Below are 20,147 nucleotides of genomic sequence, written 5' to 3'. Positions count from 1 at the left end.
CCCCCCTCTCGTCATTGCGAGGCCGAAGGCCGAAGCAATCCAGGGCGGTTTGCGCCGCCCTGGATTGCCGCGCGGCCCCAAGTGCTTTTGGGCCGCTCGCAATGACGAAGAGTGGGGTGTGAAGACGCAGCGTAACCCGCGAGGAGAGTGACACATGCAAGTCTATGAGGCGCCCCTGCGCGACATGCGGTTCGTGATCCACGAACTCCATCAGGACGACGGCTTCGGCAATCTGGAGGCGCTGGAGGAATTCAGCCCCGACCTCGTCGACGCCGTGCTCGAAGAGGCGGCGAAGGTGGCGCAGGAAGTCCTGCTGCCGCTCAACCGCTCGGGCGACATCGAGGGCTGCGTGCTGGAAAACGGCGTGGTCCGCACCCCCAAGGGCTTCAAGGAAGCCTACGAGATGTTCCGCGACGGCGGCTGGTGCGCGCTGGCGTCCGACCCCGAGTGGGGCGGGCAGGGCCTGCCCGAGGCGGTGAACAAGATGACCGAGGAGATGATCTGCTCGGCCAACCTCTCGTTCAGCCTCTACCCGGGTCTGACTCACGGCGGCACCACCGCGATCGAGGCTTACGCGAGCGACGATCTGAAGCAGTTCTACCTGCCCAAGATGGTCTCGGGCGAATGGTCGGGCACGATGTGCCTTACCGAGCCGCACTGCGGCACCGACCTTGGAATGCTGCGCACGAAAGCCGTCCCGCAGGAGGACGGCTCGTACAAGCTGACCGGCGCCAAGATCTTCATCTCGGCGGGCGAGCATGACCTGACGCCCAACATCGTCCATCTGGTGCTGGCGCGCCTGCCCGATGCGGCGGAGGGCGTGAAGGGGATCAGCCTGTTCCTGGTGCCCAAGTACCTGCCCAAGAACGACGGCACCCCCGGTCCGTCGAACGGCGTTTCGGTCGCGGCGATCGAGCACAAGATGGGGCTCAAGGCCTCGGCCACCTGCCAGCTCAACTTCGACGATTCCACCGGCTGGATCGTCGGCAAGCCGGGCAAGGGCATGGAGGCCATGTTCAAGATGATGAACACCGAGCGTGTCTCGGTGGGCGTGCAGGGGCTCGGCGTGGGCGAGGCGGCCTATCAGTCGGCGGTCTACTACGCGAAGGACCGCCTGCAGGGCCGCTCGCTGTCGGGCGTCAAGAACCCGAACGGCCCGGCCGACCCGATCATCGTCCACCCCGATGTGCGCCGCATGCTGATGACGATGCGCGCCTACAACGAAGGCTGCCGCGCGCTGGGCGGCTGGGTCAGCCGCGCGCTCGATGCCGAGAAGCACGCCACCGACCCGGCGGTGAAGCAGAACGCCGAGGACTTCATCGCGCTGATGACCCCGGTGGTGAAGGCGCTGTTCACCGACCTCGGCCACGAGAGCGCCAATCTGGCGGTGCAGGTCTACGGCGGCCACGGCTACATCGCCGAGAGCGGCGTGGAGCAGTACGCCCGCGACGCGCGCATCGCGATGATCTATGAGGGCACCAACGGCATCCAGGCGCTCGATCTGGTGGGCCGCAAGATGCCCGCGCACATGGGGCGCTATCTGCGCAGCTTCTTCCATCCGGTGTCGGCCTTCGTGGAAGCCAACAAGGCGGATGCGCAGTTCGCGCCAATGATCGCCGCGCTGGAGAAGGCGTTCGGCGCGCTGCAGCTTTCGACTGGCACCATCGCCCAGAAGGGCATGAAGGATCCCGAGGAAGCAGGCGCGGCGGCGACCGACTACCTGCGGCTGATGGGGCTGGTGGCGATGGCTTACTGCTTCGCGAAGTCGGCGCTGATCGCTCGGGACAGGCTGGCGGGCGGTTCGGAGGACGCGGGCTTCTACAAGGCGAAGCTGGCGACGGTGCAGTTCTACTTCGACCGCATCCTGCCGCAGGCGACGGCAGCGTTCCTGGCGATCAAGGCGGGCAAGGCCTCGATGATGGCGCTGGAAGACGCGGCGTTCTGATGGGGGAGGGGTGGGGGTTGCCCACCCCCTCGTTCTAAAATCCGTCATCCCCGCGAAGGCGGGGACCCATCTGATGCCGGTGCAACAGGCTCTGTCATCAGTTGGGTTCCCGCCTTCGCGGGAATGACGACGTGTAAACGAGAGTGACCTCTCATTCCCCTCCCGCTTGCGGGAGGGGGCAAGGGTGGGCCTCTATTAAGCAGCTACCGTCTCCGGCCGCATCAGTTCCTCGGCCATGCGATCGGCCACGACCGGCGGCGGCAGGCCGTCGCTGGCGGCGGTATCCAGCAGTTCGCGCATGCGCGGACCAATCGCCATGACCCGGCCGCGCACTTCGCTTTCGCTCTCGCCGAGGTATTCGGCCGCGACGTTGATGATGCCGCCCGCGTTGGCGACATAGTCCGGGGCATAGGCAATGCCGCGCTCCATCAGCAGGTCCGCGACATGCGGCGCGGCAAGCTGGTTGTTGGCCGCACCGCACACGACCTTTGCGTGCAATGCCTCGACCGTCGCGTCATCGAGCGCACCGCCCAGCGCGCAGGGCGCGAAGACTTCGGCCTCCACGGCGGCGATGCCCGCGATCCCCATGATCCGCGCGCCGGTTTCCTCGGCGAGACGCGCGCAGCGCAGCGGGTCGATGTCGGCGACCACCAGTTTCGCGCCTGCGCCGTGGAGCAGCCGCGCCAGCCCCGCGCCGACGTTGCCGACGCCCGAGATCGCCACCGTCACGCCCGCAAGGCCGCTTCCGTAGCGGAACTCGACCGCCGCCTTCATCGCCTCGAACACGCCGAGCGCGGTCCAGGGCGAGGGATCGCCGCCGGCAAGGCCCGGCAGCGCGGTGCGGCCCGCGACATGGCGGGTATGGCGCGCCACGCACTCCATGTCGGCGACGCCGGTGCCGACGTCCTCGGCGGTGACGTAGCGGCCATCGAGCTTCTCGACCGCCTCGCCGAACGCCTCGAACAGCGCGCGACGGTCGAAGTCACCGGCGGGGCGGCGCAGCACGGCCTTGCCGCCGCCGAGCGGCAGGTGGGCCATGGCGTTCTTGTAGCTCATGCCTTCGGCCAGCCGGAAGGCGTCGCGCATGGCGGCTTCGGGGTCGTTGTACGTCCACAGGCGGCAGCCGCCCGCCGCAGGCCCGCGCGCGGTCGAGTGGATGGCGATGATGCCGTCAAGACCGGCGGCTTCGTCGGACAGGCGGACATATTCGATCGGCGGCATCATGCGCCGGGTCTGGGCAACCATCGTCAAGGCTCCATGCGGGAGTGGTGTTAGCACCCGCATTATGCCGCTGCGGGCGAGAGCGTTCTGACCTCATTTCGGCGCTCGCGGGGAAAATCCGACGCGACGAAGGTGTTCCGCTTGTGATATGCGGTGAAAATGACCGGACTTGATCCTTATGAGCGAAAAATTCTCCGCGAACTGCAGCGCGACGCGAATCAGACAACGGCGCAGATCGCCGAGCGGGTGGGGCTGTCCCCCTCGCCCTGCTGGCGGCGCATCGACCGGCTGGAGCGCGAGGGCTTCATCCAGCGCCGCGTGGCGATCGTCGATCGGCACAAGGTGGGCCTCAACGCGCATGTCTTCGTGCAGGTGAAGCTGAACGCCCACGGCCGCGCGAACCTCGATGAATTCGCCGCCAAGATCCGCGAATATCCGGAGGTTCTGGACTGCTACGTGCTGCTGGGCTCGGTCGATTTCATGATCCGGGTGGTCGCCGAGGACATCAGCGCCTATGAGCGCTTCTTCTTCGAGAAGCTGTCCCAGCTTCCCGGCGTTCAGGAAATCACCTCGACGGTCGCGCTGTCGGAGATCAAGGCGACGACCGCGTTGCCGATCTGATGGGGCTTCGACAAGCTCAGCCTGAGCGGGATTTTGAAGACCTGCTCTCAATTCCGCTCAGGCTGAGCTTGTCGAAGCCCCCTCGGTACAAGCTGCCAGCGGTTCTGGATGATGAAAGGTATCGGATGTCGCACCCCCTCACGATCGAGCCCACCCCCGAGGCCCCGCAACTGACGGACAAGATGCGCCTCAAGGCCATCGTCGCGGGCTCCGCGGGCAATCTGATCGAGTGGTACGACTTCTACGTCTACGCCTTCACCGCGCTCTATTTCTCCTCGGAGTTCTTCCCCAAGAGCGACGCGCTGGTGCAGGTCATGGCGACCAGCGGCATCTTCGCGGTGGGCTTCCTGATGCGGCCGATCGGCGGGTGGTTCTTCGGGCGCTATGCCGACCGGCACGGGCGGCAGAAGGCGATGGTCGTCTCGGTGCTGATGATGGGTGCGGGCGCGCTGCTGATCGCGTCGCTTCCGACATACGCGACGATCGGCGTCGCGGCTCCGGCACTGCTGCTGGTGGGACGCATGCTGCAGGGCTTCTCGACCGGCGGGCAGTACGGCACGGCAGCGACGTACCTTTCCGAGATCGCCGGGCCGAAGCGGCGGGGGTTCTGGTCCTCGTTCCAGTACGTCACCCTGATCGGCGGGCAGCTGACTGCGACGCTGGTGATCCTGGTGCTGCAACAGCTTTTGGGCGATGCCGGGATGAAGGCGTGGGGCTGGCGGATCGGCTTCCTGATCGGCGCGGTCGCCGCCGGGTGCATCGTGCTGCTGCGCGATCACATGCACGAAACCGCCGACGCCAGGGACCGTGAAGGCGCCGAGGCTGGAAGCCTTGCGGAACTATTCCGCCACTCGACCCGCGCCTTCCTGATCGTCGCGGCGCTCACGGCGGGCGGCAGCCTGATGTTCTATTCCTTCACCACCTATATGCAGAAGTTCCTCGTCCTGACCGTCGGCATGGCCAAGGAGACGGCGACGCTGATGATGACGGCGGTGCTGATCGTGTTCATGATCCAGCAGCCGCTGATGGGCCTGCTCTCCGACCGGATCGGGCGGCGCAACAACATCGTCGCTTTCGCCGCGCTGGGGGTGGTGTTCACGGTGCCGCTGTTCAGTGCGCTGGCGGCGACGAAGAGCCCCGTCACCGCGTTCCTGCTGATCGCGGCGGGGCTGACGATCTGCAGTTTCTACACCTCCGTCAGCGGGCTGTTCAAGGCGGAGCTGTTCCCCGTCCATGTCCGCGCGCTGGGCGTGGGCCTCGCCTACGGCGTCGCCAACGCGCTGTTCGGCGGCACGGCGGAGAACGTGGCCTTCGCCTTCAAGCAGATCGGCATGGAACACGGCTTCTACTGGTACGTCACCGCGTTCTGCGTGGTGTCGCTCGTGGCGGCGCTGATGCTGCCCGACACCCGGCGCGAAAATCCGCTGGACCGCGTGGCCACGGCCTAGAGCCTGCATCGTCGTTGCGAGTGAAGCGAAGCAATCCAGGGCAGTCTTGCGCCGCTCTGGATTGCTTCGCTGCGCTCGCAATGACGAGAAGAGGTGTAATCCAATATCGACATGCGGGGCGGTACTATATTCTGCCGTGTATAGTTATGCTGTGCACAGTGATGAACATTACTCAACATCGCATGCAATCGTGACACCGTAGCGCAGGGCAACTTATCCGGGCAGAGTGGGTTGATGGTCACATAGGGCGCGCCTTGGGCAAGGAAGGCGTGAACCGGCTGCGGTTTTGCCGTGGTCGTCCCTTAAAAGAAAGCATCACCCATGACGGAAGGATACGGAGCGATCTCTCGGCGCGACGTTCTCAAGACCAGTGCGACGGGCGCGGCGATCGCCGGTTCGCTCGGCCCGGGCAACGTGGCGATGGCGCAGGCCCAAACCGCCGCGCCGCCGCATGCCGCCGTCAGCCTCAGGATCAACGGCAAGGCGACGCGGCTGGAGCTGGACACGCGCACCACGCTGCTCGACGCCCTGCGCGAGCATGTGAAGCTGACCGGGACCAAGAAGGGCTGCGACCACGGCCAGTGCGGCGCCTGCACGGTCATCGTCAACGGCCGCCGCATCAACTCGTGCCTGACCCTGGCGGTGATGCACGAGGGCGACGAGGTGACCACCATCGAAGGCCTCGGCAGCCCCGATAACCTCCACCCGATGCAGGCCGCCTTCGTCGAGCATGACGGCTACCAGTGCGGCTACTGCACCCCGGGCCAGATCTGCTCGGCCGTTGCGGTGCTGGAGGAAATCCGCGCCGGCGTGCCCAGCCACGTCACGGCCGACGTCTCCAAACCCTCGCCGATGACGACGACCGAGATGCGCGAACGCATGAGCGGCAACATCTGCCGCTGCGGCGCTTACTCCAACATCGCCGAAGCCATGGCTCAGGTCGCAGGAGTGAAGGCATGAGGCCGTTCACTTACGAGCGCGCCACGAGCGCGCAGGACGCCGCCGCCAAGGTCGCCGCGACGCCGGGCGCACGCTTCATCGCGGGCGGCACCAATCTGCTCGACCTGATGAAGCTGGAGATCGAGACGCCCACGCACCTGATCGACGTCAACGGCCTCGGCATGGACAAGATCGAGCCTATCGACGGCGGCGGCCTGCGTATCGGCGCGCTGGTGCGCAACACCGATCTCGCCGCCGATGCGCGCGTGCGCAAGGATTACGGCGTGCTCACCCGCGCGCTCGTCGCGGGGGCGTCGGGCCAGCTGCGCAACAAGGCGACGACGGCGGGCAATCTGCTCCAGCGCACCCGCTGCCCCTATTTCTATGACGTCAACATGCCCTGTAACAAGCGCAAGCCCGGCTCGGGCTGTGCGGCGATCGGCGGTTTCAGCCGTCCGCTCGGCGTGATCGGCACCAGCGACGCCTGTATCGCCACGCATCCCAGCGACATGGCGGTGGCGATGCGCGTACTCGATGCCTCGGTCGAGACGATCCGCCCCAACGGCACCACCCGCGCCATCCCCATCGCCGATTTCCACACGCTGCCGGGCCAGACCCCGCACGTCGAAACCGCGCTGGAGAAGGGCGAGATGATCATCTCCGTCGCCGTTCCCAAGCCCAAGGGCGGCACGCATATCTATCGCAAGGTCCGCGACCGAGCCTCTTACGCCTTCGCGCTCGTCTCCGTCGCGGCGGTGATCGGCAAGGACGGGAAGGGCGCCGTCGCCCTCGGCGGCGTCGCGCCGAAGCCGTGGCGTGTCGAGGAAGCCGACGCGCTGCTGCCCAAGGGCTCGAAGGTCGTCGCCGACTGCCTCTTCGCCGGGGCCACCCCGCGCGAGGACAATGCATTCAAGCTGACCCTCGCCCAGCGCACCATCGCGGCGGTTCTTGCGGAGGCAAAAGCATGAAGTTCGACCAACCCGCAGGGACCAACCCGATCGACCGCATGAAGGTCGTCGGCAAGCCCACCACGCGCATCGACGGCCCGCTCAAGGTCACCGGCCACGCGCCTTACGCCTACGAGCATCAGGAACTGCCGGGCGCCCCTGACTCTGGCCCTGCTTACGGCTACGTCGTCGGCTCGGCGGTGGCGAAGGGCACGATCCGCTCGATGGACACCTCCCGCGCCGAACGCGCGCCGGGCGTGGTCGCCGTAGTCACGCACCGCAACGCGGGCAAGATCGCCAAGGGCAACTTCAACACCGCGATGTTGCTCGGCGGCCCGAAGATCCAGCATTACCATCAGGCGATCGCCGTGGTCGTCGCCGAGACGTTCGAGCAGGCCCGCTCCGCCGCCGCGCTGATCGACGTCGATTATGCGCGTGACGGCGGCGCCTTCGACCTCGCCGTGGCCAAGGTCGATGCGCCCGATGCCACCGGTTCGGACGCGCCGACCGCCGTGGGCGACTTCGCGGGAGCCTTCGCCGCCGCGCCGGTGCAGCTCGACCAGATGTACACCACGCCCGACCAGAGCCACGCGATGATGGAGCCGCATGCCACCATTGCCGCGTGGGAGGGCGACAAGCTCACGGTCTGGAGCGCCAACCAAATGGTCGCGTGGGGTGCGGGCGACCTTGCCCGCACGCTCCAGATTCCCCCTGAGAACGTGCGCCTGATCGCGCCCTACATCGGCGGCGGCTTCGGCGGTAAGCTGTTCCTGCGCTCGGACGTGCTCATGGCCTCGCTCGGCGCGAAGGCGGCAAAGCGTCCGGTCAAGGTCGCGCTGACGCGTCCGTTCATGGGCAACAACACCACGCACCGGCCCGCGACGATCCAGCGCATCCGCCTCGGCGCGACGAAGGACGGCAAGCTGACCGCCATCGGTCACGAAAGCTGGTCGGGCGATCTCGAAGGCGGCGGCCCGGAAAGCGCCACGCAGCAGACCAAGCTGCTCTACGCGGGCGCCAACCGCATGACCGCGCTGCGTCTCGCCGTGCTCGACCTGCCCGAAGGCAACGCCATGCGCGCGCCGGGCGAGGCGCCCGGCCTGATGGCGCTGGAAATCGCCGTCGACGAACTGGCCGAGAAGCTGGGCATGGACCCGGTTAAACTGCGCGTCATCAACGATACCCAGGTCGATCCGGAGAAGCCCGAACGCCCGTTCTCGCAGCGCAACCTCGTGCGCTGTCTGGAGGAGGGCGCCGAGCGCTTCGGCTGGGCACGCCGCAAGGCTCCGGGCCAGGTGCAGGACGGCCGCTGGCTGATCGGCATGGGCGTGGCGGCGGCGTTCCGCAACAACCTCAACATGAAGTCCGGCGCGCGCGTCCGCCTCAGCCCCTCGGGGCAGGTGACGGTCGAAACCGACATGACCGACATCGGCACCGGCACTTACACCATCATGGCGCAGACCGCGGCCGAGATGATGGGCGTGCCGCTTGCCAAGGTGACGGTGAAGCTGGGCGATTCCTCGTTCCCGGTCTCGGCCGGATCGGGCGGGCAGTGGGGCGCGAACTCCTCGACGGCGGGGCTCTATGCCGCCTGCGTCAAGCTGCGAGAGGCGATCGTCACCAAGCTGGGCCTCGGGCCGGGCGAGGCGGTGTTCGAGAACGGACAGGTCCACGTCGGCAACCGCGTCGCGGACATTGCCGCTGCGGCCAAGGGCGGCGAGATCGTGGTCGAGGACTCGATCGAGTTCGGCGATCTCGGCAAGAAGTTCCAGCAGTCCACCTTCGGCGCGCACTTCGTCGAGGTGGCGGTGGACCGCTACACCGGCGAAACGCGCGTGCGGCGCATGCTGGCGGTCTGCGCGGCGGGCCGCATCCTCAACCCCACGGCGGCGCGCAGCCAGGTGATCGGCGCGATGACCATGGGCGTGGGCGGCGCGCTGATGGAGGAACTGGCGGTCGACAAGCGCTTCGGCTTCTTCGTCAACCACGACCTTGCGGGTTACGAAGTGCCGGTCCATGCCGACATTCCGCATCAGGAGGTCGTGTTCCTCGACGAGGCGGACGACAAGGTCTCTCCCATGAAGGCCAAGGGCGTGGGCGAACTGGGCCTGTGCGGCGTCGGCGCGGCGGTGGCGAACGCGATCTACAACGCCACCGGCGTGCGCGTACGCGACTATCCGATCACGCTGGACAAGCACCTCGACAAGCTGGGCGAAGTGGTCTGAGCCTTTAGCCACTCTTCGTCATTGCGAGCGAAGCGAAGCAACCCAGGGCGGCGTAGTGCTGCCCTGGGTTGCTTCGCTTCGCTCGCAATGACGGGAAAGATGAGAAAATTTGGCAGCGGGCGACTTCCGGTCCTAGAATGCCACCCTCCTCGTATTCGGGATTACCGCATAAATGCCCTTCCGGCGTTCCGATCTTGCCGACCTTTCGTATTTCCTCGCCATCGCGCGGCACCGCAATTTCCGCAAGGCAGCGACCGAACTGGGCGTCAGCGCCTCGGCGCTCAGCCATTCGCTGCGCGGGCTGGAGGAGCGGCTCAAGGTCCGCCTCGTCAACCGCACCAACCGCTCGGTCACGCTGACGGCGGCGGGCGAGGACCTGCAGGCCGCCATCCGCGACCCCTTCGCCGCGATCCACGAAGCCGAGGATCTGCTCAACCTCCACCGCGATGCCCCCACCGGCCGCGTGCGCCTCAACGTCCCGGACGAGGCGGCGATGCGGATGCTGGCGCCGGTGCTGCCCGAATTCGTCACGCGCTACCCCGACGTGGAACTCGATATCAGCGTGGACAACACGATGGTGGACGTGATCGAGGCGGGCTTCGACGCAGGGATACGCTTCGGCGGCACCGTGCCCGAGGACATGATCGCCCAGCGCCTGTCACCGGATTTCCGCTGGGTGGTGGCCGGCGCGCCCGCCTACTTCGCAAAGCACGGCGAGCCGCAGCATCCCGACGACCTCATGCAGCACCAGTGCATCCGCCTGCGGCTCGGCAACGGGCGCATGTACAACTGGGATTTCGACCGGGGCAAGGAGGCCCTCGCGCTGGCGGTGCCCGGCGGCATCATCGTCGACAACGGCAGCGTCAGCCGCGCATTGGCGCTGAGCGGCATGGGCCTGATGTACGCGGCGGAACCGGCCATCGCCCCGCTGCTGGCCGACGGCTCATTGCGCGCGGTGCTGCAGGAGTGGGCCTCGCCGGGGCCGGGCTACTTCATCTATTATTCCAGCCGCCGCCAGGTGCCGAGGGGCCTTCGCCTGCTGATCGACCTGATCCGCGAGATGAAGCCCCTCGGCTGACGCCTCAATAATCCTCGGTGTCGATCGTGGCCTGCATCATCGGCGAGTAGCGGTGACCGCTGACCGTCTGCTGGTTGATGATCTCTCCGGCGCGCGCGATCACCTCCGGTGCGATGTCCAGCGTCATCGTCCCGTGGTTCTGGTCGAAGTGCGCGATCGAGCGGGTGCCGGGGATCGCATGCAGGTGCTCGCCCTGCGCCAGTACCCAGGCCAGCGACAGCTGCGCAGGCGTTGCCCCGGCTTCTGCGGCGAGGGCGGCAAGCTGCTCGATCAGCGAGAGGTTGGCGGGCCAGTGCTCTGCCGAGAAGCGCGGCATGCTCAGGCGGATGTCCTTGCCGCCGAGTTGCTCGGGCGCGGTGATCTCACCGCACAGCGCGCCGCGCCCGACCGGGGAGAACGCGACCAGCGCGATGCCGAGTTCGCGCGTGGTGTCCAGCACGCCCAGTTCGACGTTGCGAGTCCAGAGCGAATATTCGGTCTGCACCGCCGCCATCGGGTGCACTGCATGGGCCTCGCGGATATGCGCGCTCGACCATTCGGAGACGCCGTAGGACCCGATCTTGCCTGCCTCGATCAGCCGGGCCATCGCGCCGACCGAATCCGCGATCGGCGTGTCGCGGTCGAGCCGGTGCATGTAGAACAGGTCGACATGGTCGGTGCCCAGCCGCTTGAGGCTGGCGTCGATCGAGGCGGCGATGCTCTCCGGGCGGCAGTCGGTGCCGCGACGCTCGCCTTCGAGCACGATGCCGGTCTTGGTGGCGAGGAAGAATTCGTCGCGCCGATCCATGATCGCCTCGCGCAGAGTCTCCTCGCTGACGCCCATGCCGTAGATGTTGGCGGTATCGAAATGGTCGCACCCGGCGTCGAGCGCGTGGCGGAACAGCGAAACAGCATCCGCGCGGCTGGGGGCCTCACCGTAGGCCCAGGCGATGTTCATGCAGCCGAGGCCGATGGCGGCGACTTCGCGGCCGGCGAGAAGGCGTTTGGTCATGGGGTATCCTGTATTCGGGGGAACCGCAGAGGTCGGCCAAATTGCCTGGCCAGTCAAGCGCGTGGGACGCAGCAAGCTTGCAGAGATTGCATGTAAATATATGCAACTAATTCGCAATAGCGATGGACATGATGAACTTGTGCCTTATCTAACCCGCTGACGACATTGCATGAGCGAAGGAGGTCTCGAAGCCATGGAAACCCGCCGCGAATCCGACAGCATCGGTGAAATCGACGTACCCGCCAGCGCCTACTGGGGCGCGCAGACCCAGCGCTCGATCGAGAACTTCCCCTTCGGCGAAACCGAGCGCATGCCGATCGCCATCGTCCATGCCCTGGCGCTGGTAAAGCAGGCGGCGGCGCGGGTGAATCGCAAGCACGGGCTCGACGCGAAAGTGGCCGATGCCATCGAGAGCGCCGCGCAGGAAGTCGTCTCGGGCAAGCTCGACGACCAGTTCCCGCTGGTGATCTGGCAGACCGGCTCGGGCACGCAGTCCAACATGAACGTCAACGAGGTGATCGCGGGCCGCGCCAACGAGATACTGACCGGTACGCGCGGCGGCAAGTCGCCGGTCCATCCCAACGACCACGTGAACATGGGCCAGTCCTCGAACGATAGCTTCCCCACCGCGCTGCATGTGGCGGCGGCGCGCGCGGCGAACGACAAGCTCTATCCGGCGCTGGCGCAGTTGCATGCCTCGCTTCAGGCCAAGTCGGAAGCGTGGAAGGACATCGTCAAGATCGGCCGCACGCACCTGCAGGACGCGACGCCGGTGACGCTGGGGCAGGAATTCTCCGGCTACGTCCAGCAGTTGCACCTCGCGCGCGGCCGCATCGAACCGGCCGTCTCGGGCGAAGTGAGCGCGCTGGCGCAGGGCGGTACGGCGGTCGGCACCGGGCTGAACGCGGTGCCGGGCTTCGACGTCGATGTCGCGGCCGAACTGGCCAGCCTCACCGGCCTGCCGTTCCGCACTGCCGAGAACAAGTTCGAGGCGCTCGCCTCCAACGATCCGCTGGTGCACCTCTCGTCCACGCTGGCGACGCTGGCGGTGGCGCTGACCAAGATCGCCAACGACGTGCGCTGGCTGGGCTCGGGCCCGCGCTCCGGCCTTGGCGAACTGGACCTGCCCGCCAACGAGCCGGGCAGCTCGATCATGCCGGGCAAGGTCAACCCGACCCAGTGCGAGATGCTGACGATGGTGTCCGCGCAGGTCATCGGCAACCATCAGGCGGCGACCATCGGCGGGTTGCAGGGCGCATTCGAGCTGAACGTGTTCAAGCCGCTGATCGGGGCGGCGGTGATCCGCTCGATCGACCTGCTTTCGGTCGGCATGGTCAGCTTCGCCGAGCGCTGCGTCGACGGGATCGAGCCCAACCGCGCGCGGATCGCCGAACTGCTCGACCGCTCGCTGATGCTGGTGACGGCGCTGGCGCCCGAAATCGGCTACGACAACGCCGCCAAGATCGCCAAGCACGCGCATGCCGAGGGCCAGACGCTCAAGCAGGCGGCGCTGGAACTGGGGCTGGTGGACGAAGCGACGTTCGACCGCGTGGTGCGGCCCGAAACCATGGTGTGAGTGGCGAAGGGGGGAGGGCGCTTCCCCCCTTTTTTCGTCATTGCGAGCGAAGCGAAGCAATCCAGCGCGGCTTAGTGCTGCCCTGGATTGCTTCGCTTCGCTCGCAATGACGAGACTGGAATGGGGTTGGTGTTCTCATTTTTGCAACGATCCGTTCCGATCATTGCGTTTGATCGCGCAGGTCTGGCAAGGCAGTTAGGACCCGGGTGCGGGGCGTGGACTTTGACGGTCGCGTGGCGCACCTTCCTGACCCTTCCGACCGCGCGAGACCATGGCCGAACACCCCGCCAATTCCCCACGTCCTGAAGTCCCGCAGGGCGAAGCGGAGATAGCCGCCGCGGCTGCCGCGCGCGCCTTGCCGATCCTGCCCGAGTGTGCCCCTGGCGTTGCCGCCAACCTCGCGCTGCTGGCGCGCCATGTCCGCACGATGCGCGGCGAACCGGCATGAGGACGATCGCACAAACCGCCGCTGCCGTGCGCGCCGGGACGCTCAGTGCCCGCGCCATGGTGGAAGAAGCGCTGATCGCCCTGGTCGCCGACGAGCATGTAGCCGTCACCCGCGTCCTGCACGACCGTGCCCGTGCCGAGGCCGACGCGGTCGATGCGATGGTGGCCGCCGGGCGCGACCCGGGGGCGCTGGCGGGTGTGCTCTACGGCGTGAAGGACCTGTTCGACCTCGCAGGGCTGCCGACCACGGCAGGCTCCACGATCTACGTCGATGCCGCCCCCGCCAGGTCCGACGCCGAGGCAGTGGCCAGGCTCAAGGCGGCGGGCGCGATCTGCCTCGCCACTCTCAACATGGACGAGTTCGCCTACGGCTTCGCGACGATCAACGCGGCTTACGGCACGACCCGCAATCCTCACGATCTCTCCCGCCTCGCAGGCGGTTCCTCGGGCGGCTCGGCTGCGGTCGTCGCGGCCGGGCTGCTCGCTTTCGCGCTGGGATCGGACACCAACGGTTCGATCCGCGTGCCCGCCAGCTTGTGCGGGCTCTATGGCCTGAAACCCACGCACGAGGGCCTGCCGCTGGGCGGCGTGTTTCCCTTCGCCGAGAGCTTCGACGACATCGGCCCCTTCACCCGCTCGGTGGAGGATATGGCGCTGGTCTGGCAGGTACTCGCAGGGCGCGAGCCCGCAAGCCGCAGCGAGTTTCGCATCGCCCGCCTCGGCGGCCGTTTCCGCGAGAACGCGCAAGGCGAGCAGCTTGCCGCCATCGATGCCATCGCCCCCGATGCACCGCTGATCGAACTGCCCGAGATTGCTCGCGCGCGCTCTGCCGCCTTCATCATCACCGCCTATGAGGGCGGCACGCTTCACCGCCAGGCGCTGGCGGTGAATGCGATGGGTTTCGATCCGCAGGTCCGCGACCGCCTGCTGGCCGGTGCCCTGCTGCCCGATGCGCTTTACGAGGAGGCGCAGGCATTCCGCGCCGAATACCGCGCCCGGATCGAGGCACTGGTGGCCGATTACGACGTGCTGCTCGCCCCGGCGACGCCGACTTTCGCGCCGCCGATCGCCGATCCGCGCATCCTGATCGATGGCGCGCTGTCTCCGGCGCGAGCGGATCTGGGCATTCATACCCAGCCGATCACCTTCACGGCATTGCCGTCGCTGGCGGTTCCGCTCTACCGGCCGGGCATGCTGCCGATCGGCCTGCAACTGATCGGCGGACCAGGGCGAGAGCCCGACCTGTTCGCCTTCGCCGCCATGCTCGAAGCGAACGGGACGATCGGATTTTCCATGCCGCTGGGGGCGGCGCGTATTATTGATTTTACGCCGCCTGTGGCGGCGAGGGGGTAACAGGCGTGACGCAGACCGCAACCACCATCGAGGCACCGGAGGTCGTGCCTTCGGGCAAACTGGACCGCTACTTTGCGCTGACCGCGCGTGGCACCACCGCCCGCACCGAAGTGCTGGCGGGCATGACCACGTTCCTGACGATGGCCTACATCGTGCTGGTCAATCCCGCGATCCTGGGCAGCGCGGGGATGCCGGTCGCCTCGGTGGCGGCGGCGACGTGCTTTGCGGCGGCCTTCGCCTCGATCCTGATGGGCTTCGTGGCCAACACCCCGCTGGCGCTGGCGCCGGGCATGGGGCTGAATGCCTACTTCAGCTTCACCGTCGTGCAGCAGATGGGCGTACCCTGGCCAGTGGCGCTGGGCTGCGTGTTCATTTCGGGCGTCGCTTTCCTGCTGCTGACGCTGACGGGCATCCGCCAGCTGATCGTCACGTCGATCCCGCAATACCTCTTCGCGGCGGTGGCGGGCGGCATCGGCCTGTTCATCGGCTTCATCGGCCTCAAGGATTCCGGCATCGTGGTCGCCAACCCGGCGACGTTCGTGGCGCTTGGCGACCTGAAGGCGCCCGGAGCGGCGCTGGCGCTGTTCGGCCTGCTGGTGATCGGCGCGCTGTCGGTGTGGAACGTGCGCGGCGCGATGCTGATCGGCATCCTCGCCACCACCGTCGTCGGCTGGATCGCCGGCATGGTCTCGATCAGCCCCGAGCCGTACTCGCTCTCGGCGCTGACCGGGACCGCGTTCCAGCTCGATCTTGCTGGCGTCTTCGGGCTTTCCGGCAAGCATGGCCTCGGCCTGCTGGAAATCCTGTTCGTCTTCCTCTTCGTCGACCTGTTCGACAACATCGGCACCCTCGTCGCCGTCACCAAGCGCGCCGGGCTGATGGACGCAGCGGGCCGCATTCCGGGTCTCAACCGCATACTCGTGACCGACGCCGTCGCCACGATGGTCGGCTCGATGGCGGGCACCAGCACCGTCACCAGCTATGTCGAGAGCGCCGCGGGCGTGCAGGTGGGCGGGCGCACGGGCCTGACTTCGGTGGTCACCGGCGTACTGTTCCTGGCGATGATGTTCGTCGCGCCTTACGCGCAGGTGATCCCGCTGGCGGCGACCGCGCCCGCGCTCATCATCGTCGGCGGCCTGATGCTGCTGCCGCTGACCGAAGTGGAATGGGAGGACCCGCTCGCGGCGATCCCCGCGTTCCTGACGGTAGCGATGATCCCGCTGACGTTTTCGATCGCCAATGGGCTCGCCTTCGGCATCACCGCCCACGCCGTGCTCAAGATCGTACGCGGGACGATCACGAAGAAGGACGGCTTCCTGCTGGTGCTGGCGCTGCTGTTCGTCGCCCGCTTCGTGTGGATGGGCGGCGCCTGATGCGCGGCGTCATCGCCTCGGCTCTTGCCCTCGTCGCCCCGTGCCTCTCTGCGCCTGCGCTGGCGGACGAGCGGCTGGACCTCACCCCCCGTACCTTGGTGATGACGGCCTATCAGCCCGAATGGAACGCGCTGGTCCATGCCGTGAGCGAGCAGAAGGAACATAGCCTCAACGGCTCTACCTACCTCACGGGTACGCTGGAGGGCAAACCGGTGCTGCTGATGCAGAGCGGCGTGTCGATGGTGAACGCGGCGATGAACACCCAGCTGGTGATCGACCGCTTCACCGTGAAGCGCATCGTCTTTTCCGGCATCGCGGGCGGTGTCGATCCGTCACTGACGATCGGCGACGTCATCGTGGCGGAGGACTGGGGCCAGTACCTGGAAGTCAACTTCGCGCGCAAGAACGGGCGCAAGGGCTGGAAATCGCCCGAGGCCGTCCTGCCCGAAGCGCCCGGCAACTGGAACTTCATCTTCCCGCGCGGGGTGACGGTGCCCAATGCCGCTACCCCGTCGAAGCGGTTCTTCACCTTCGCGATGGACCCGGCATTGCTGGATCTGGCGCGCAAGGTCGCGCCGACGATCGCGATGGAACGCTGCGTGCCGCCTTCGGAGCACCAGCTTCCCGGCAGCGAACTGTGTCTCGCCAAGCCGCCCAAGGTCGTCGTCGGCGGCACGGGCGTCAGCGCCGGGGTCTATGCCGACAATGCCGAGTTCCGCGAATATCTCTACAAGGCGTGGCACGCCCGCGTGCTCGACATGGAGAGCGGGGCGGTGGCCCAAGTCGCCTATGCCAACCAGGTGCCGACAATCGTGTTCCGATCCTTGTCGGACCTTGCGGGCGGCGACAAGCACAAGAACATGGAGGACACCTACGAGCGCCTCGCCTCGGTGAACTCCGCCCACGTGGTGCGCGCCTTCGTGGCGGCGCTTCCGGACTGAGAGGTTCCATGAAGACCGTAACCGCCCGCAACGGCATCGCCACCGCGCCGCACTTCCTCGCCGCGCAGGCGGGCCGCGACGTGCTTGCCGACGGCGGCAGTGCGGTGGAGGCGTGCGTCGCCATCGCCGCGACGCTGGCCGTCGTCTACCCGCACATGACCGCGATCGGCGGCGACGGCTTCTGGGTGATTCGCGAGCCGGACGGCACCGTGCACTCGATCCACGGCTGCGGCGGCGCGGCGGCGACGGCCGACCTGTCGCTCTATGCCGGGCTGGAGGCGGTGCCGACGCGCGGGCCTCTGGCGGCGAATACGGTGGCGGGGACGATCTCCGGCTGGGCGGCGGCGCTGGAGGCAGATTACTGCACCTTGCCGCTTGAGCGGCTGCTGCGCGATGCGATCACCCATGCCGAGATCGGCTTGACGGTGACGAAGGGCGGCGCGGCCATCGCGGCAGGGAAGGGCGACGAACTGCGCGGACAGCCCGGCGCCTACGCCGCGACCTTCGAGCCGGAAGGTCGCCCGTTGGCCGAGGGCGACACGCTGCGTCTCCCCGCGTTGGCGGAGACCTTGCGCAAGCTGGCTGCAAACGGGCTGCAGGACTTCTACACCGGCGAACTGGCCGCTTTGATCGCCGCCGATCTGGAGGCGCTAGGCAGCCCGGTTTCCGCCGCCGACCTCGCCGCGCATACCGCAACCCGGCCGGACCCACTGCATACGCGCATCGGCGGTGCGACGCTCTACAACGCGACGCCGCCGACGCAGGGCTTTGCCTCGCTGCTGATCCTGGCACTGTTCGACAGGCTCAAGGCGGATGCCCCCGAAGGCTTCGATCACGTCCATGGCCTTGTCGAGGCGACCAAGCAGGCGTTCCTGCTGCGCGACGTGCATGTCGGCGATCCGGCGTACACGGACTTCGACTTTCAGGCGCTGCTCTCCGACCCCGCCGCGCTGGACGAACTCGCCGCGCGCATCGACCCGGCCAAGGCGCTGGAATGGCCGCAGCCGCCGCAGTGGGGCGATACCTGCTGGTTCGGCGCAGCCGATGCCGAGGGGCGGGTGGTGTCGTGCATCCAGTCCACCTATTTCGAGTTCGGCTCGGGCCTCGTGCTGCCGCAGACCGGGATCACCTGGCAGAACCGGGGTAGCTCGTTCCGCCTTGCCGAGTCCGGCTGGAATGCCCTGAAGCCTGGCCGCAAGCCGTTCCATACGCTGAACCCGGCACTGGCGGTGTTCGAGGACGGGCGCGTCATGGCCTATGGCACGATGGGCGGCGAGGGCCAGCCGCAGACGCAGGCGGCGCTGTTCACGCGCTATGCCCGTTTCGGCATGGACCTGCAGGACGCCATCAGCGCCCCGCGCTGGCTGCTGGGCCGGACCTGGGGGGACGTGACGACCTCGCTCAAGCTGGAGGATGGTTTCGACGAGGCGCTTTACGGCCAGCTGGCCGAGGCCGGGCACGATGTCGAGCGCGTCGGTGGGCTGACCGCGACGATGGGGCATGCGGGTGCGGTGGTGCGCCTTGCAGGCGGTTCGTTCGAGGGCGCATCCGACCCCCGCAGCGATGGCGAGGCAGCGGGATGGTGAGCTACGCTCGGCCTTATTTTACACCCCGTCACCCTGAACTTGTTTCAGGGTCCATCGGGCCGCTTGGCTCGGACGGCCAAGACACAATGCGGTGCCGTCGGCTTGGGTTTTCAAGTGCAGGATACGCCGCGAAATGGACCCTGAAACAAGTTCAGGGTGACGCCGTATTGATGGCCACGTGGTGTCCGGAGCATATCGCATGACCGCCCTCGACATCCCCGGTGGCACCCGCGCTGTCGCACGGTGCGATGCCTTGCGGACAGCGCCCTACAGCGACATGGAGGGCGGCCTGTTCCGCGCCTACCTCACCCCGGCCTATGCCGCCGCGCAGGAGCAACTGGGCCGGTGGATGGAGGCCGCAGGCATGCGCGTCCACGTCGACGCCGCCGCCAATCTGGTGGGCCGCTATGACGGCCACCTCGGCCATGCCCCGGCGCTGGTGATCGGCAGCCACCTCGATTCCGTGCGTGACGCAGGGCCTTACGACGGCCCGCTGGGCATCATGCTCGGCATCGAGGCGGTCGCCGCACTCCATGCCGAAGGGCGCCGACTGCCGTTCCCGATCGAGGTCTATGCCTTCGGCGACGAGGAAGGATCGCGCTTTCCCGCCGCGATGCTGACGAGCCGTGCGGTGGCCGGGACCCTCGATGCCGCCGCGCTCGATATCACGGATACGGCGGGTGTGACGCTGGCCGAGGCGCTCGTCACTACGCCCGACTATCTCACCGCCGCCCGCGCGCCCGATACCACGCTGGCCTACCTCGAAGCGCATATCGAGCAGGGGCCGGTGCTGGAGGCGGACGGCCTGGCCGTCGGCACCGTCACCGGCATCGCCGCGCAGCTGCGCTACCGCGTCACCGTCAAGGGCATGGCCGGGCATGCAGGCACCGCGACGATGCGCCTGCGCCGCGATGCGCTGGCGGGTGCGGCGGCGATGGTGCTGTCGGTGGAGCAGATCGCCCGCGCGGACAACTCCGACGTCGTCGCCACCGTCGGCGTGCTGGAGGCGCTGCCTGGCGCCCCCAACGTCATCCCCGGCGAGGTCCGCTTCACCATAGACGTTCGCTCGGGCGCGGAAGAACGGCGCAACGCGGTGGCCGAGGCGATCCTCGCGCGGATCGGGGAAATCGCCGAGGCGCGGGCGCTGGAACTGGCCGTCAGCCTGACCCACGACCTTGCCGCCAGCCCCAGCGATCCCGCGCTGATGGATCTGATGGACGATGCGCTGGCCGCCGCCGGGCAGCCGGTGCGCCGCCTCGTCTCGGGCGCGGGGCACGATGCCATGAACATGGCCGCGTTGTGCCCCACCGCCATGCTGTTCATCCGGTGCCGCGAAGGCATCAGCCACAATCCGGCCGAGCATGTCGAGCCTGCCGATGCGGAGATCGCGTTGCGGGTAATGCTCGGTTTCATAGACCGCCTTGGAGATTCCTTTGTCGCTTGATCCGCAGCTCTT

Annotated in this window: 16 protein-coding genes; 14 read left to right on the top strand and 2 right to left on the bottom strand. The window is 67.5% G+C overall.

Going from position 1 to position 20,147, the window contains the following annotated elements; all coding sequences use genetic code 11:
• Positions 1–154: 154 nt before the first annotated feature.
• Positions 155–1,945, top strand: coding sequence for an acyl-CoA dehydrogenase C-terminal domain-containing protein (locus QRN25_RS07120; RefSeq protein ID WP_285018228.1), 1,791 nt, complete (start codon positions 155–157; stop codon positions 1,943–1,945).
• Positions 1,946–2,140: 195 nt separating this feature from the next.
• On the opposite strand, the gene QRN25_RS07115 is transcribed toward QRN25_RS07120, so the two are convergent.
• Positions 2,141–3,190 carry a Leu/Phe/Val dehydrogenase gene (locus QRN25_RS07115; protein ID WP_285018227.1) on the bottom strand — a complete coding sequence of 350 codons (1,050 nt, stop codon included), beginning with the start codon at positions 3,188–3,190 and terminating at the stop codon, positions 2,141–2,143.
• A 135-nt stretch (positions 3,191–3,325) separates the two neighbouring features.
• On the opposite strand from QRN25_RS07115, the gene QRN25_RS07110 reads away from it, so the two are divergent.
• From QRN25_RS07110 to QRN25_RS07085, 6 genes are all read left to right on the top strand, one after another.
• On the top strand, positions 3,326–3,787 hold the full coding sequence (locus QRN25_RS07110) for an Lrp/AsnC family transcriptional regulator (protein WP_008832262.1): 462 nt from the start codon (positions 3,326–3,328) through the stop codon (positions 3,785–3,787).
• 125 nt (positions 3,788–3,912) lie between these two features.
• Complete coding sequence (locus tag QRN25_RS07105) at positions 3,913–5,235, top strand: MFS transporter (protein WP_285018226.1); 1,323 nt, start codon at positions 3,913–3,915, stop codon at positions 5,233–5,235.
• A 321-nt stretch (positions 5,236–5,556) separates the two neighbouring features.
• Positions 5,557–6,195 carry an aldehyde dehydrogenase iron-sulfur subunit PaoA gene (gene paoA / locus QRN25_RS07100; RefSeq protein ID WP_285018225.1) on the top strand — a complete coding sequence of 213 codons (639 nt, stop codon included), beginning with the start codon at positions 5,557–5,559 and terminating at the stop codon, positions 6,193–6,195.
• The gene (locus tag QRN25_RS07095; protein ID WP_285018224.1) at positions 6,192–7,142 is read left to right on the top strand and encodes an FAD binding domain-containing protein; all 951 of its coding nucleotides are present in this window, start codon (positions 6,192–6,194) and stop codon (positions 7,140–7,142) included. The genes paoA and QRN25_RS07095 overlap by 4 nt, the downstream gene beginning before the upstream one ends.
• Complete coding sequence (gene paoC, locus QRN25_RS07090; protein ID WP_285018223.1) at positions 7,139–9,346, top strand: aldehyde oxidoreductase molybdenum-binding subunit PaoC; 2,208 nt, start codon at positions 7,139–7,141, stop codon at positions 9,344–9,346. The genes QRN25_RS07095 and paoC overlap by 4 nt, the downstream gene beginning before the upstream one ends.
• 172 nt (positions 9,347–9,518) lie before the next feature.
• Entirely contained in the window at positions 9,519–10,424 is a 906-nt protein-coding gene (locus QRN25_RS07085) for a LysR family transcriptional regulator (RefSeq protein ID WP_285018222.1), read from the top strand.
• A 4-nt stretch (positions 10,425–10,428) separates the two neighbouring features.
• On the opposite strand, the gene QRN25_RS07080 is transcribed toward QRN25_RS07085, so the two are convergent.
• Entirely contained in the window at positions 10,429–11,415 is a 987-nt protein-coding gene (locus QRN25_RS07080) for an aldo/keto reductase (protein WP_285018221.1), read from the bottom strand.
• 193 nt (positions 11,416–11,608) lie between these two features.
• Between QRN25_RS07080 and fumC the strand changes: the two genes are divergently transcribed.
• The 7 genes from fumC to QRN25_RS07045 all read left to right on the top strand — a co-directional run bounded on the left by fumC (position 11,609) and on the right by QRN25_RS07045 (position 20,135).
• Entirely contained in the window at positions 11,609–12,991 is a 1,383-nt protein-coding gene (gene fumC / locus QRN25_RS07075) for a class II fumarate hydratase (protein ID WP_502910432.1), read from the top strand.
• A 271-nt stretch (positions 12,992–13,262) separates the two neighbouring features.
• The gene (locus tag QRN25_RS07070; RefSeq protein ID WP_155986136.1) at positions 13,263–13,439 is read left to right on the top strand and encodes a hypothetical protein; all 177 of its coding nucleotides are present in this window, start codon (positions 13,263–13,265) and stop codon (positions 13,437–13,439) included.
• The gene (locus QRN25_RS07065) at positions 13,436–14,791 is read left to right on the top strand and encodes an AtzE family amidohydrolase (protein ID WP_285018219.1); all 1,356 of its coding nucleotides are present in this window, start codon (positions 13,436–13,438) and stop codon (positions 14,789–14,791) included. Before QRN25_RS07070 ends, QRN25_RS07065 begins: the two co-directional genes overlap by 4 nt.
• Before the next feature lie 5 nt (positions 14,792–14,796).
• Positions 14,797–16,164, top strand: coding sequence for an NCS2 family permease (locus tag QRN25_RS07060; RefSeq protein ID WP_285018218.1), 1,368 nt, complete (start codon positions 14,797–14,799; stop codon positions 16,162–16,164).
• Positions 16,164–17,105, top strand: coding sequence for a 5'-methylthioadenosine/S-adenosylhomocysteine nucleosidase (locus QRN25_RS07055; protein WP_285018215.1), 942 nt, complete (start codon positions 16,164–16,166; stop codon positions 17,103–17,105). The genes QRN25_RS07060 and QRN25_RS07055 overlap by 1 nt, the downstream gene beginning before the upstream one ends.
• An 8-nt stretch (positions 17,106–17,113) precedes the next feature.
• Positions 17,114–18,691: a gamma-glutamyltransferase family protein gene (locus tag QRN25_RS07050; RefSeq protein ID WP_285018214.1), complete on the top strand. Its 1,578-nt coding sequence runs from the start codon at positions 17,114–17,116 to the stop codon at positions 18,689–18,691.
• 199 nt (positions 18,692–18,890) lie between these two features.
• Positions 18,891–20,135 carry an allantoate amidohydrolase gene (locus QRN25_RS07045; protein WP_285018213.1) on the top strand — a complete coding sequence of 415 codons (1,245 nt, stop codon included), beginning with the start codon at positions 18,891–18,893 and terminating at the stop codon, positions 20,133–20,135.
• The last annotated feature ends 12 nt before the right edge of the window (positions 20,136–20,147 follow it).

It is taken from the genome of Novosphingobium sp. fls2-241-R2A-195 (genome assembly GCF_030209485.1).
Taxonomy (GTDB): Bacteria; Pseudomonadota; Alphaproteobacteria; order Sphingomonadales; family Sphingomonadaceae; genus Novosphingobium; species Novosphingobium resinovorum.
This window is presented reverse-complemented; position numbering and strand designations above follow the sequence as displayed.

Bases quoted from the DNA above. Each gene is read 5' to 3' on its own strand.
- QRN25_RS07120 (WP_285018228.1), top strand. From the start codon at position 155: ATGCAAGTCTATGAGGCGCCCCTGCGCGACATGCGGTTCGTGATCCAC.
- QRN25_RS07115 (WP_285018227.1), bottom strand. From the start codon at position 3,190: ATGGTTGCCCAGACCCGGCGCATGATGCCGCCGATCGAATATGTCCGC.
- QRN25_RS07110 (WP_008832262.1), top strand. From the start codon at position 3,326: ATGACCGGACTTGATCCTTATGAGCGAAAAATTCTCCGCGAACTGCAG.
- QRN25_RS07105 (WP_285018226.1), top strand. From the start codon at position 3,913: ATGTCGCACCCCCTCACGATCGAGCCCACCCCCGAGGCCCCGCAACTG.
- paoA (WP_285018225.1), top strand. From the start codon at position 5,557: ATGACGGAAGGATACGGAGCGATCTCTCGGCGCGACGTTCTCAAGACC.
- QRN25_RS07095 (WP_285018224.1), top strand. From the start codon at position 6,192: ATGAGGCCGTTCACTTACGAGCGCGCCACGAGCGCGCAGGACGCCGCC.
- paoC (WP_285018223.1), top strand. From the start codon at position 7,139: ATGAAGTTCGACCAACCCGCAGGGACCAACCCGATCGACCGCATGAAG.
- QRN25_RS07085 (WP_285018222.1), top strand. From the start codon at position 9,519: ATGCCCTTCCGGCGTTCCGATCTTGCCGACCTTTCGTATTTCCTCGCC.
- QRN25_RS07080 (WP_285018221.1), bottom strand. From the start codon at position 11,415: ATGACCAAACGCCTTCTCGCCGGCCGCGAAGTCGCCGCCATCGGCCTC.
- fumC (WP_502910432.1), top strand. From the start codon at position 11,609: ATGGAAACCCGCCGCGAATCCGACAGCATCGGTGAAATCGACGTACCC.
- QRN25_RS07070 (WP_155986136.1), top strand. From the start codon at position 13,263: ATGGCCGAACACCCCGCCAATTCCCCACGTCCTGAAGTCCCGCAGGGC.
- QRN25_RS07065 (WP_285018219.1), top strand. From the start codon at position 13,436: ATGAGGACGATCGCACAAACCGCCGCTGCCGTGCGCGCCGGGACGCTC.
- QRN25_RS07055 (WP_285018215.1), top strand. From the start codon at position 16,164: ATGCGCGGCGTCATCGCCTCGGCTCTTGCCCTCGTCGCCCCGTGCCTC.
- QRN25_RS07050 (WP_285018214.1), top strand. From the start codon at position 17,114: ATGAAGACCGTAACCGCCCGCAACGGCATCGCCACCGCGCCGCACTTC.
- QRN25_RS07045 (WP_285018213.1), top strand. From the start codon at position 18,891: ATGACCGCCCTCGACATCCCCGGTGGCACCCGCGCTGTCGCACGGTGC.